The sequence below is a fragment of the Agromyces sp. PvR057 genome (assembly GCF_040547485.1).
GTDB lineage: Bacteria > Actinomycetota > Actinomycetes > Actinomycetales > Microbacteriaceae > Agromyces.
In genome coordinates this window covers 1452609-1464992 of the sequence record NZ_JBEPPT010000001.1, presented here as the reverse complement: position 1 = coordinate 1464992, position 12384 = coordinate 1452609, and the positions used below count along the sequence as shown (strand labels likewise).

General features: G+C 71.8%; 11 protein-coding genes and 1 tRNA gene. 9 read left to right on the top strand and 3 right to left on the bottom strand.

What is annotated here, in order from left to right:
* Positions 1-26 precede the first annotated feature (26 nt).
* From ABIC29_RS06640 to ABIC29_RS06630, 3 genes are all read left to right on the top strand, one after another.
* Positions 27-707 (top strand): energy-coupling factor ABC transporter ATP-binding protein, encoded by a 681-nt coding sequence (locus ABIC29_RS06640; RefSeq protein WP_354243776.1) that lies wholly within the window; start codon positions 27-29, stop codon positions 705-707.
* Positions 708-756: 49 nt separating this feature from the next.
* On the top strand, positions 757-1350 hold the full coding sequence (locus tag ABIC29_RS06635; protein ID WP_116081417.1) for an energy-coupling factor transporter transmembrane component T family protein: 594 nt from the start codon (positions 757-759) through the stop codon (positions 1348-1350).
* A 139-nt stretch (positions 1351-1489) separates the two neighbouring features.
* Positions 1490-2275: a metal-dependent hydrolase gene (locus ABIC29_RS06630; RefSeq protein ID WP_116081416.1), complete on the top strand. Its 786-nt coding sequence runs from the start codon at positions 1490-1492 to the stop codon at positions 2273-2275.
* Between the two features lie 51 nt (positions 2276-2326).
* On the opposite strand, the gene ABIC29_RS06625 is transcribed toward ABIC29_RS06630, so the two are convergent.
* Positions 2327-3943, bottom strand: coding sequence for a serine hydrolase (locus ABIC29_RS06625; RefSeq protein ID WP_354243772.1), 1617 nt, complete (start codon positions 3941-3943; stop codon positions 2327-2329).
* Positions 3944-4102: 159 nt separating this feature from the next.
* Here ABIC29_RS06625 and ABIC29_RS06620 point away from each other — a divergent pair, with 159 nt between their 5' ends.
* Together ABIC29_RS06620 and ABIC29_RS06615 are read left to right on the top strand one after the other, a co-directional pair.
* On the top strand, positions 4103-5029 hold the full coding sequence (locus tag ABIC29_RS06620) for a 5'-3' exonuclease (RefSeq protein ID WP_354243769.1): 927 nt from the start codon (positions 4103-4105) through the stop codon (positions 5027-5029).
* Between the two features lie 185 nt (positions 5030-5214).
* On the top strand, positions 5215-7884 hold the full coding sequence (locus ABIC29_RS06615; protein WP_354243766.1) for a collagen-binding domain-containing protein: 2670 nt from the start codon (positions 5215-5217) through the stop codon (positions 7882-7884).
* Positions 7885-7942: 58 nt separating this feature from the next.
* Here ABIC29_RS06615 and ABIC29_RS06610 read toward each other — a convergent pair.
* Positions 7943-8015 (bottom strand) — tRNA-Lys (locus ABIC29_RS06610).
* Between the two features lie 162 nt (positions 8016-8177).
* On the opposite strand from ABIC29_RS06610, the gene ABIC29_RS06605 reads away from it, so the two are divergent.
* Genes ABIC29_RS06605 through ABIC29_RS06595 form a run of 3 tightly spaced genes read left to right on the top strand, consistent with a single transcriptional unit; the run spans position 8178 to position 10275 of the window.
* Positions 8178-9068 carry an inositol monophosphatase family protein gene (locus tag ABIC29_RS06605; RefSeq protein ID WP_354243763.1) on the top strand — a complete coding sequence of 297 codons (891 nt, stop codon included), beginning with the start codon at positions 8178-8180 and terminating at the stop codon, positions 9066-9068.
* The gene (locus tag ABIC29_RS06600) at positions 9065-10027 is read left to right on the top strand and encodes an LLM class F420-dependent oxidoreductase (RefSeq protein ID WP_116081412.1); all 963 of its coding nucleotides are present in this window, start codon (positions 9065-9067) and stop codon (positions 10025-10027) included. The genes ABIC29_RS06605 and ABIC29_RS06600 overlap by 4 nt, the downstream gene beginning before the upstream one ends.
* Entirely contained in the window at positions 10024-10275 is a 252-nt protein-coding gene (locus tag ABIC29_RS06595; protein WP_354243759.1) for a DUF1653 domain-containing protein, read from the top strand. The genes ABIC29_RS06600 and ABIC29_RS06595 overlap by 4 nt, the downstream gene beginning before the upstream one ends.
* Positions 10276-10350: 75 nt before the next feature.
* Here the strand turns inward: ABIC29_RS06595 and ABIC29_RS06590 are convergent, their stop codons facing one another.
* Positions 10351-11298: a DMT family transporter gene (locus tag ABIC29_RS06590; protein ID WP_354243756.1), complete on the bottom strand. Its 948-nt coding sequence runs from the start codon at positions 11296-11298 to the stop codon at positions 10351-10353.
* An 81-nt stretch (positions 11299-11379) separates the two neighbouring features.
* Here ABIC29_RS06590 and ABIC29_RS06585 point away from each other — a divergent pair, with 81 nt between their 5' ends.
* On the top strand, positions 11380-12297 hold the full coding sequence (locus tag ABIC29_RS06585) for a LysR family transcriptional regulator (RefSeq protein ID WP_354243753.1): 918 nt from the start codon (positions 11380-11382) through the stop codon (positions 12295-12297).
* Positions 12298-12384: the final 87 nt, after the last annotated feature.

Genomic DNA, 12384 nt, shown 5'->3' with positions numbered 1-12384 from the left:
GATCGCACGACCACGGAGGAGCAGGCATGAGCGGGATCGTGTTCGAGGGCGTCAGTCACGACTTCGGGGCCGAGCGCGTGGTCGACGAGGTGTCGCTCGTGCTGACCGAGCGACGCATCGGCATCGTCGGAGCCAACGGCTCGGGCAAGTCGACGCTCGCGCGCATGATCAACGGCCTCGTCTCGCCCACGACGGGTCGGGTGCTCGTCGACGGACTCGACGTCTCGCGTCGCGCACGCGAGGTGCGCCGCCGGGTCGGGTTCGTCTTCACCAACGCCGACAACCAGATCGTGATGCCCACCGTCCGCGAGGACGTCGCGTTCACCCTGCGTCGCCACAGGCTCGAGAAGGCGGATGCCGCGGCGCGCGTCGATGCGACCCTCGAGCGCCTCGGCCTCACCGACCTCGCCGACCGCCCGGCCCATCGGCTGTCCGGCGGGCAGAAGCAGCTGCTGGCCCTCGCCTCCGTGCTCGTCGCCGAGCCCGAGATCCTCGTCGCCGACGAGCCGACGACCCTGCTCGACGCCCGCAACGCGCGCCTCATCGCCCGGCACTTCGAGAGCCTCGACCAGCAGCTCATCGTGGTCAGCCACCAACTCGAGCTGCTCGAGTCCTTCGACCGCGTGATCGTCATGGAGCACGGGCGCGTCATCGCCGACGACGTCCCGGCGATCGCGCTCGACGCCTACCGGGCGGTGATCGCATGAGCCGCACCCTCGCGGCGCGCGCGCCGGACCCGGCCGAGGGGTCGCGGCGATGATCGGCGTCTTCCATCCCGGCACCTCGATCGTGCACCGAGCGCCTGCGCTCGTGAAGCTCGCGCTGCTCGCGGCGTTCGTCACGGCGGTCGCGCTCGTCGGGTCGCTCGTCTGGCTCGCCGCGGCATCCGTCGTCGTGCTCCTGCTCTTCGTGCTGGCCCGCGTGCCCGCGCCCGTCGCCCTGCGCCAGATCGTGCCGATCCTCTGGGTGCTCGCGTTCGCGGTGCCGGTGCAGGTCGTCTTCGGCGGCTGGGAGGCGGCAGCGGTCATGGCCGTCCGCCTGCTCGTCGCGGTGGCGCTCGCGGCGCTCTACACGCTCACGACGCCCGTGAGCGCGACCCTCGACGCGATGCAGGCGCTGCTGCGGCCGTTCAGGCGGTGGATCGACGCCGACCGGGTCGGCCTCGCGCTCGCGCTCACGATCCGCTGCGTGCCGCTGCTCGCCGATCTCGTGCGCGAGGTCATGGAGGCCCGCAGGGCGCGCGGAGCGGAGGGGTCGCTGCTGGCGCTCGCGGTTCCGGTGATCGTGCGGGCGCTGCGAACGGCCGAGCACCTCGGCGAGGCGCTCACCGCGCGCGGCTTCGACGACTGAGGCGACGCGACGGCGGATGCCGCGGGGGCCGGGGTCCGCGCGGAAGGGCGCGTCCCGGTTCGCCGGATGTCGCAGGCACGCGCCAGACTGATCGACGGCCGATCGGCCGAGCACCGCGCCGACCGGAAGCAGCACGAACATGATGGGCATCACGCACGCGACGAGCGGCGCGGCCGCGTGGATCGCCGTCACCAGCACGATGCCCGTGCTCGGCCTCGGAGCGTACCCGCTCGACCCCGTCGGCGTGCTCGCCGGAACCGCGGTCGCCGCCGGGGCGGCGCTCCTGCCCGATGCCGACCACCACAGTGCGACGATCGCCCACTCGGTGCCCGTGCTCGGCCGGCTCGCCGCACGCACGATCGGCACGCTCTCCGGAGGGCACCGGCAGGGCGCGCACTCGGCGATCGCCGTGGTCGCGACCATGGTGCTCGCGTGGGCGCTCACCCTCATCACCGTGCCCGTCGACGGGTTCGGCACCATCGCGATCGGCGCCGGCATCGGCACGGCCGTGCTCACCTGCCTCGGCCTCAAGGCCAGGGACTTCGTGCGCACCTGGGCCGCAGCCTGGGTCGTGGGCGCCGCAGTGGGCGCCGCGATCGTCGTCTTCGCGCCCGAGCAGGTGGCGTGGTTCCCGCTCGCGGTCACGATCGGGTTCGTCGTGCACCTGCTCGGCGACCTCCTCACGACCGGCGGGGTGCCCGGGCTCCTGTGGCCGCAGGTGCTGCGCCCGCCCGAGCGAGTGCGCGAGACGCCCGTCGTCAACCGGCTGTGGCTCGCGAGCGGGCACGTCTCGCTGCCGCTGCTCGGCGACACGGGCTCCTTCCGCGAGACGCTGCTCTGCGCGGTGCTCGGACTCGCCTGCTTCGCCGGCTTCGCCTACGAGAGCCTGCGGCTCATCGGGTTCGAGCTGCTCGCAACACGGTGACCGCGACGCGGACGCATCGGCGCGACATCCGTCGGCTGCTCAGCCGCCTGCTCACCCGACCCTGGTGAACGACCCGAGGTCGTGGGCGTCGAGCGACTCGATCACGAGCGTGTCTCCGTCGAACGTCGCCTGCGAGATGCTGCCGGGCTCGGTGTTCTCCGACAGCGGCCGGAAGACGAACACGTCGCCGTCCCAGTGCTCGAGGGGCCAGACGATCGTTCCCGGGCCGACCGTGAGCTCGAGTGCATCGCCGTCGACGGTGACGACCGCATCGCCGTAGTACTCGTTCGCGTAGGTGCCCGCGTAGCCGTCGAGCGCCTTCGCGGGTGCCGGGTCGGCCGGCGGCTCCTCGCCGACGAGTTCGCCGAACGGCGCCGGGCCGATCGGGAACCGCTGTTCGGCGAGCGCCCACCAGTCCTGCCGCACCTCGCCGTACTGCGCGAGGTCCATGAAGTCGGCCGTGATGGTCTCGGCCGCACCGGTCGGACTCGCGTTGACGAGCACGACGATGCCGAGCCCGGCATCGGGGAGGACCTGGAAGGTGGTTCCGGCACCCAGGGCGAAGGCGCCGGAGTGCCCGATCGTCGTCAGGCCGCCGGGGTTCACCCCGACGTTGTAGCCGTACCCGTAGAAGGAGGATCGCTGGTACGCCGTGCGCGAGATCCCGGCGGCGCCCTGCGGCACCAGCGCCGGGGCGAGCGCCGCCGGGGTGAGCACGCCGTCGATGTCGTCCTCGGGCTCGACATCCGGGCCGGATGCCGAGATCAGGAGCTTCAGCCAGGTGGCCATGTCGTCGATGCTCGAGCTCACCCCGCCCGCGGGCGACTGCGGGTCGGGTTCGCGCTGGCTCGGCGTGACGATCCACTGCTCGCCGTCGTTCATGTGCCCGTCGGCGCGATTCCCGTTCGCCTCGAAGTCGGCGTAGGTCGAGCTCGTGTCGTCCATGCCGAGCGGCCCGTAGAGCACCTCCTCCGAGAGGTCCTCCCACGGGGTGCCGGTCGCGCGGGCGACCGACTCGGCCGCCGTGGTCAGGTCGAAGTTGCCGTAGGCGTACGAGGTCCGGAACGGATCGAGCGGCAGGTACCGCAGGCGTTCGATGACCTCGTCGCGGTCGTAGCCGATGTCCTCGAGGTCGTCGCCCGCATGCTCCCACAGGCCCGACCGGTGCGCGAAGAGGTCGCCGATCGTGACGTGCTCGGTGACCCAGGGGTCGGACAGCGCGAACTCGGGCATGTTGGCGACGATCGGCGTGTCCCAGGTCACCGTGCCCTCGGCGACCTCGTGCGCGACGACGGTCGCGGCGACGGACTTCGACATCGACGCGATCTGGAAGACCGTGCTCGTGTCGACCGGGTCGCCGGTGTCCACGTTGCGTTCGCCGAACCCCTCGGCGTAGAGGACCTCGTCCTTGAACACGACGGCCACGGCGGCGCCGGGCACCCCGCTCTTCTCCATGACCTCGTCGACGAGGTCGGGCAGGGCGTCGAGGGCGGCGTCCAGGTGCTCCTTCGTGACGCCCCCGAGGGCGTCGACGGCTGGATCGCCGTATCCGGGCCGATCCGTCGAGAGCGGCTCCGCGGATTCGCCCGCGCCCGTCGTGCACCCCGTGGCGCCCAGCAGCACCGCGCTCGCGAGCACCCCGATCAACACGGCCCCGTTGCGGCGCATGCGGTCCCCCAAAGGTCGACGCACCCCCCGTGCGACCCGGACAATCTATCGGTGCCGTCGGATCGGGCGCGGCCCCCGAACGGGGGTTCCGTCCACCCTCCGGGGAGCGGCGCGCCCCTCCCCGTCGTGGTCGACGGTCGTCCGTGACAGGATCGGCGTGTGACCGAACGCCTGATGCTCCTCGACACCGCCTCGCTCTACTTCCGCGCGTTCTACGGCGTGCCCGACTCGCTGAAGGCGGCCGACGGCACGCCCGTGAACGCGGTTCGCGGGCTGCTCGACATCATCTCGCGGCTCGTCACCGACTACGAGCCCACCCAGCTCGTCGCCTGCTGGGACGACGACTGGCGGCCGGCCTGGCGCGTCGAGCTCATCCCGAGCTACAAGGCGCATCGCGTGGTCGAGGTCGTGGCCTCGGCGGCCGACATCGAGGAGACGCCCGACCCGCTGGTCGTGCAGATCCCCCTCATCCGCGAGGTCCTCGGCATCCTCGGCATCCCGATCGTCGGCGCGGCCGAGCACGAGGCCGACGACGTGATCGGGAGCCTCGCGACCCAGGCGAGCGTGCCGGTCGACGTCGTGACGGGCGACCGCGACCTGTTCCAGCTCGTCGACGACGCCGACGACGTCCGCGTCATCTACACGGCCCGCGGCATGAGCAAGCTCGAGGTGCTCACCGATGCGTCGGTCGTGGCGAAGTACTCGGTGCTCCCCCAGCAGTACGCCGACTTCGCCGCACTCCGCGGCGACGCCTCCGACGGGCTGCCGGGTGTCAAGGGCATCGGTGAGAAGACGGCCGCGACCCTCCTCCGCGACTTCGTCGACCTCGACGGCATCCGCGCCGCCGCTGCCGACCCGGCCGTGCCCCTCTCGGCGACGATGCGGGCCCGCATCGTCGACGCCGCGGCCTACCTCGACGTCGCCCCCAAGGTCGTCGAGGTCGTGCGCGACCTTCGGTTCGACGGGTTCGACGCGACCATCCGCCCCCTCGACGAGGCCCGACGCGCGGAGTTCGACCGCTTCGCCGAGCAGTGGAACCTCGGGGGCGCGGCACCCCGCGTGCTCTCCGCGCTCGGCAACGGCTGAGTCTCCCTCGAGGCCGGATGCTCCATATTCCTTCGCGCCCGATCGAAGATGTGATTTCATGACCGGAGGCGGGCTGAGTCCTTCTTCGACTCGGCGCGAGCCGATGCGCACGCTTCCGAGCGAGTGATCCGGGGGGATTGGGGGGCCGCATGGCCAGAGGTCGGTGGTCCGCTCTCGTCGCGGCGATGGGTATCGGCGCGCTCGCGGCCGGCGTCGCCGTGACGGCGATCCCGGCATCGGCATCGGCATCGGCGAGCGCGCCGAGCATGGTTCGCGCCGCCGGGCCGGTCCTCCTCGCCCCCGGCACGTCGGCGGTGAATCCGCTGACGCTCGCGGGCGGCTACACGGTCTACGCGAGGAACAACGCGGTCCTCGGCAACTCGGAGTTCGAGGGCAGCATCGCGGTCGGCGATCGACTGCGTCTCACGCAGGCCTCGACCTACGAGGTCGCGCACGTCATCGCGGGCACCGGCTCGTACGTGCTCCCGACGGTCGACGGCGACCCTGCACGGATCCTCATCGGTGCCTACGCGTCGGATCCCGCGAACAATCCCGGGCGGGTGCAGCTCAGCAACGTGGGGGCAACGGAGCCGTCCCAGGTCGGCGACCTCAAGATCGTCGACCGCGGCGCGCCGTTCGTCTCGTTCACGAGGGGTGACTGGCTGCGCTACGCACGCACGACCGGCACCGACGACCCGCCGCTCATCGACGCCCAGAACCAGGACTATCCCGACGACTCGACGCCGCCGACCAGTTCGGCAGGCGACGGCAGCATCTTCACGTACGAGACCGGAGCGGACACCCGGTCCGTCGTCGCCGACTACGTCGAGGCGGGCGCGGACGCGAACGAGGACGAGATCGACCAGTGCTTCGCCGACATCGACGACCCGACGGTGCCGGTCGGCCACCCCGTCGAGATCCTCGCCGAGATCGGCGATCGCATCGTGCTCGGCCCGCTCTCCCCCGACCAGCCGAACGTGCTCCAGTACGCCGACATCGAGGGCGCGAAGCTGCTGCAGTTCTCCGACGGCACCCCCGGACCGTTGAATCCGCTCGTGATCCACGTCGACTCCGGCACCACCACGATCCTGGCGCCGGCCATCGACCCGGAGGGCACCTACTCCCCGTACGTGATCTGGGACCTCTCGCAGGTGACCGGCGCGGTCTCCATCAGCACCGACGGACGCGGCGACGGCTCGATCTACGCACCAGATGCGGACCTCACGATCAGCGCCCGGCCGTGGGACGGACAGATCCTCGCGAACGACGTGACCATCGAGGGCGGTGAGGTCCACTCCTACATGTTCGCCGGCGCCCTGCCGTGCGACACCCCGGCGGACACCGGTACCTTCTCGGTCGCGAAGGCACTGTCGGGCGTCCCACCCGGGGACCTCGCGGCCGACACGGTCTTCCAGGTGCGCTACGTGGCACTCGCGCCCGACGGCACGCGTTCGACCGGGGTCCTCGAGCTCGGCCCCGACGGCACGCCGGTCTCCCCGGCCGAGGAGTTCCCGTACGGCACCAGGATCGCGCTCTTCGAGATCCCACCCGATGACGACGACCTGCCACCCGACCTCGCCTGGGGCGATGTCGAGTGGAGCGGCGACACGACGTTCACGATCGATGCGACGCATCCGTCGGTCGAACTCGTCGTGACCGACACCGCCGCGCCCGTTCCCGCCGGATTCAGCGTCTCCAAGGCGCTCAGCGGCTCCGGCGAGACGGCGGTGCCGTCGGCGGCGAAGTTCACGCTGAGCTACACGGTCAACGGGGGCGAGCCGATCGGCCTGGTGGTCTCGCCCGATGATCCGGCCGTCGTCGACGGCCTCGCCGCCGGCGATGTCGTGACGATCGGCGAGATCGCCTTCCCCGACGTCGACGGCATCACCTGGGGCACCCCGGTCTGGTCGGTGAACGGCGAACCCGTGACCCCCGACGAGAACGGGGATGTCGAGTTCACGCTGGTCGGCGGCGAGACGATCGCCGTCGAGCTGACGAACGAGGCCGCCGCCGTCGGGTGGATCGCGATCTCGAAGACCGTGATCGGCGACGGCAGCTCCGCCCTGCCGGAGGGCACCATGTTCCCCCTCATCTACACGCTCGACGGCGGACCCGAGACGACGATCGAGATCCCGGCGTCCGAGGCGATCACCCTCGCGTCCCTGCCCGCCGGCACCGAGGTGACGGTGCGCGAGGGAGACCTGCCCGAGATCCCCGGGGTCGAGTGGGGTGCGCCCGGATGGACGATCGACGGCTCGCCGCAGGTCCCCGACGATGAGGGGGCCATCACCTTCGTGGTCCAGCCCGGCATGACCATCGCCCTGTCGCTGACGAACACCATGAACGGCTTCGGGTCGCTCTCGGCGGTCAAGACGACCACGGGCACCGGCTCGGACCTCGTGCCCGCCGACACGGCCTTCGCGTTCGAGTACCGCATCTCCAACGGCCCGGTCAGCAGCACCGAGGTGATCGCCGGCGCGCCCGTCACCATCGACGGCCTGCCGACGGGCGTCCCGGTCTCGGTGCGCGAGGGTGCACCGCCGGCGATCCCGGGCGTGACCTGGGGTGAACCGGTGTGGACGGTCGATGGGGTCGGCGTCGAACCCGACGACGAGGGATGGGTGACGTTCATCCCGTCGACGGGCACGACCGTAACCCTCGGGCTCGAGAACACGGCGACCGCGGACATCGGACCGACGCCGACGCCGAGCCCGAGCGGTGAGCTCGCGGAGAGCGGCTTCGACGGCGTCTCGCCGTTCGAGTGGGCGGTGATGGCGCTGCTGGGCGGCACCGTCGTGCTCGCGTCGGGCTCCGCCGGCCGCCGGTACCGCGGGAGCCGAAGCGCTCGCGGCTAGGCCCATGCCGTGGGAATGAGAAAAGCCCCGAACCTGGCGAGAGGTTCGGGGCTGATCGTGCACCCCCTGGGACTTGAACCCAGAACCCACTGATTAAGAGTCAGTTGCTCTGCCGATTGAGCTAGAGGTGCGTGATTCCGGTGATTTTTCATGACCCGAACCGAGAGATGACTCTAGCAGGAGATCGCGGCCGAATGCGAATCGAGGGCGCCGGAGCCGGTTGGCCGGGTGTGTCGCGTCGCACTGCGACGGCGCGGCCGCCTCAGGCGACGCTCGCCCGATAGCCTGTCACGGTGAACGGCGATGCGATTCCCACCCCTGGTTCCGATCTCTCCGAAGACCTCGCGCTCGCGCTCGAACTCGCCGACCTGGCCGATCGCGTCGCGCTCGAACGCTTCCGGTCGGCCGACCTCGTGGTCTCGACGAAGCCCGATCGCACGTTCGTGACCGAATCCGACCTCGCCGTCGAGCGTGCGATCCGCGATCGACTCGCGGAGGCGCGACCCGACGACGGCGTGCTCGGGGAGGAGTTCGGCCGCGAGGACCGCGGCTCCCGGCAGTGGATCGTCGACCCGATCGACGGCACCTCGAACTTCCTCCGGGGCGTACCGGTGTGGGGTGCGCTCGTCGCACTCGTGGTCGACGGCAGGCCCGTCGTCGGCGTCGCGTCGATGCCCACGTTCGGCCGGCGCTGGTGGGCAGCACGCGGGCACGGCGCCTGGACGAACGCACCGGAGTCGACCGGCGCGGCCGCGACCACCGACCCGCCCGCCCGCCGCATCCGCGTGTCCGGCGTCTCCGAGCTGGCCGACGCCTCGCTGAGCTTCCAGAGCATCGCCCAGTGGCGCGAGGCCGAACGCCTGCCCGCGCTGCTCGCGCTCGGCGAGGCCGTGTGGCGCGATCGGGCGTACGGCGACCTGTGGTCGTACATGCTGCTCGCCGAGGGCCTCGTGGACATCGTCGGCGAGTTCGACGTCAAGGAGTACGACCTGGCCGCGCTCGTGCCGATCGTCGAGGAGGCCGGTGGCGTGTTCACCTCGGCCGACGGCGCGCCCGGCCACGCGCACGGGTCGTCGCTCGCGACGAACGGGCTGCTGCACGATCGGGTGCTCGCGATCATCGCCCCGCCCGCGGCATCCGCACCGTCCGCCGACACCGACGACCCCGCCGAGAGGAACGCATGACCGACCCGACGCCGCACCGCCCCGCCTTCGAGGTCTGCCTGTTCACCGAACCGCAGCAGGGCGCGAGCTACGACGACCAGCTCGCGCACGCGTCGGCGGCCGAGCGCTTCGGGTTCGACGGGTGGTTCCGGTCCGACCACTACCTCCGCATGGGCGGCGGCGATCCGCTGCCGGGGCCGACGGACGCCTGGACCACCCTCGCGGGCCTCGCGCGCGAGACGAGCCGCATCCGCCTCGGCACGCTCGTCTCATCGGTCACGTACCGGGTGCCGGCGATCCTCGCGATCCAGGTCGCGCAGGTCGATCGGATGTCGGGCGGCCGCGCCGAGCTCGGCCTCGGCACCGGATGGTTCGCCGAGGAGCATCGCGCTTACGGCATCCCGTTCCCCGAGCGCCGATTCGGACTGCTCGAGGAGCAGCTCGCCGTCGTGACCGGGCTCTGGGCGACGCCGGAGGGGTCGATGTTCGACTTCGCGGGCGAGCACTACGTGCTCGAGGGGTCGCCGGCCCTGCCCAAGCCCGCGCAGGAGCGGGTTCCGGTCATCGTGGGCGGCGGCGGACCGAAGCGCACCCCCGCGATCGCCGCGCGCTACGCGACCGAGTTCAACATCGGGTTCCGCGGCGAGGACGAGATCGCCGAGAAGTTCGAGGGTGTCCGTCGCGCGTGCGAGGCGATCGACCGCGATCCGGCGACGCTCAAACTCTCGGTCGCGCTGCCCACGGTCGTCGCGACCGACGACGCCACCTACCTGCGCCGGCTCGCGGCCATCGAGGCCGACCCCGACACCTTCGCCGAGGTCAACGTCGCCGGCACCCCGGCCGCGGCCATCGAGAAGATCGAGCGCCTGCGCGCACTCGGCGCCGACCGCGTCTACCTGCAGACCGTCGACCAGCTCGATCTCGAGCATGTCGAGCTCCTCGCCACCGAGGTGCTCCCCCATCTCGGAGGGCGGGCGTGAGCGGACCGGCAGCGCAGCCCGCGGACCCGGCTCAGGCGATCGCACCCGGCCTCTACGAGCACTACAAGGGCCATCGCTACGAGGTGATGGAGCTCGCCCGGCATTCGGAGACCGAGGAGTGGTTCGTCGTCTACCGTGCGCTCTACGGCGAGCAGGGCGTGTGGATCCGGCCGCGCGACATGTTCGCCGAGCACGTGACCGTCGACGGCGTCGAGGTGCCGCGATTCCGGCGGGTCGACGCGGCGTAGCGCCCCTCATGGCCCGAGGCGATCGCCCGCGGCCGGCGCACGACGCGGGCTCGCGGCATCCGCTCCACCCGGCCCTCAGCGCTTCGGATGCCGCGACGGCCGCCTGCTCAGCGCGACGCCGATGAGGCAGAGCGCGCCGCCGACCATGCCGAGCACCGTGGGCAATTCACCGAGCAGGAGCCAGCTCAGCAGCACGACGATCGCCGGAACCGCGAGCGTCGCGGACGCGGTGAGCCCGGCCGGACTGCGCTGCAGCACGTACGCCCAGAGCAGGAACGCGACCGCCGAGGGGAACACGCCGAGGTAGACCATGGCCCAGATCGCGGGCGCGGGTGCGACGCCGAGTTCGCCGACGGCCTGCGGCAGGAATGGCAGCAGCACCGCCGCGCCGATCGCGCAGCCGACCCAGGTGGCGCTCAGCGCGTCGGCCGTGCGCAGCGCGACCTTCTGCACGAGCACGCCGAGCGCGTAGAGCACGGCGGCGAGGATGCCGAGGGCGATGCCGAGCGGATCGCTGTGGGCGCCGATGCCGCCGGTCGCGATCACGACCACGCCGACGAAGGCGACCACCATGCCGATCATGAGTGACCGCGGGAAGCCCTCCTTGAGGAAGGCGCCGGCGGCGAGTGCGACGAGCAGCGGCGCGATGTTCACGAGCATGGCGGCCGTGCCGGCGTCGAGGTGGCGTTCGGCGAGGTTCAGCACGAGCGTGTAGCCGGCGAACCAGAGCACGCCGTAGAGGGCGATGAGGCCGAGCGTGCGGCCGCGCGGCAGCGGAGGGCGGCGCACCAGCGCGACCGCCACGAGCGCGGCCGTGCCCACGAGTTGGCGGCCGAGTGCGAGCGGCCCCGGTGAGATCGCGTCGCCGACGAAGCGGATCGCGATGAACGCCGATGCCCACAGCACGAGCACGACCGCCATGGCGGCGACCACGCGCCATCCGGCCGGCGCGGCGGGCGCCTGCGGCTGGGCGGTCGGTTTCGTCGACTCGGAGGCGGAAGTCGCTGCGGAGGTGTTGTGCATGACTCCAGCGTGGCCGCATCAACACCTCAGTACAAGCGAACGATCCTTCGCCTCCATGAAGCAACGCTGTAGTATCGACTCATGGTCGACCCGCACCGACTCCACGTGTTCCGCGCCGTCGTGCAGACGGGCTCCATCAACCGGGCCGCAGCGCGCCTCGGCTACACCGCATCGGCCGTGAGCCAGCACGTCAGCGCCCTGCAGCGCGAGACCGGCCTGACCCTCGTCGAGCGACGCGGACGCGGCATCGTGGCGACGGCGGCCGGCCTCGCCGTCGCCGATCGCGCCGGCCGCGTGCTCGACCACCTCGCCGACTTCGACGGCGTCGTCGACGACCTGCGCACGGGCCGCACCGGCACGCTGCGCATCGGCACGTTCTCGTCGGCCAACCGCGCATGGATGCCGCGGGTCGTCGCCGCCCTCGCGCAGGAGTTCCCGCAGCTTCGGCTCGAGCTCACCATGATCGAGCTGCGCGGGCAGCTCACGGGCGACCCCGACATCGAGCTCTACGTCGCCGAGTCGGTGCGGGCCGACCGCGATCCGACGGCCGCCGAGGGAGCCGCCGACGCCTACGACCTCGAGCAGCTGCGCGTCGAGGACTACGTCGTGGTCGTGCCGGCGCGGCATCCGCTCGTCGATCGGCCGTCGGTCGAGCTCGCCGAACTCGCCGCCGACGCGTGGATCGACAACGACCACAGCCGCGGCCCGTGCCGCGAGATCGTGATGTCCGCGGCTGCGGCGGCGGGCTTCGTGCCGAGGTTCCGCATCCAGGCGCCCGACTACACGAGCGCGTTCGACTACGTCGAGCACGGCGTCGGCATCACGGTCCTCCCCCGCCTCGGCGCGATCGCGCTGCCGCGGGGCACCGTCATGATCCCGATCCGGGATGCCGCGGCCCACCGTCGCATCATGATGCGCGTCAAGCGCGCGATGCGCACGAACCCCGCCGTGCAGCGCGCGAGCGACCTGCTGCGGGCGGCGTCCGCGCCAGGCGCCTGACCGCGGCGATCGAATCGCCGCCGCGACCGGTCGGAGACGACAAGAGGCCGCCCCGGAGAACGGCCTCTCGTCGAGAACCCACAACGT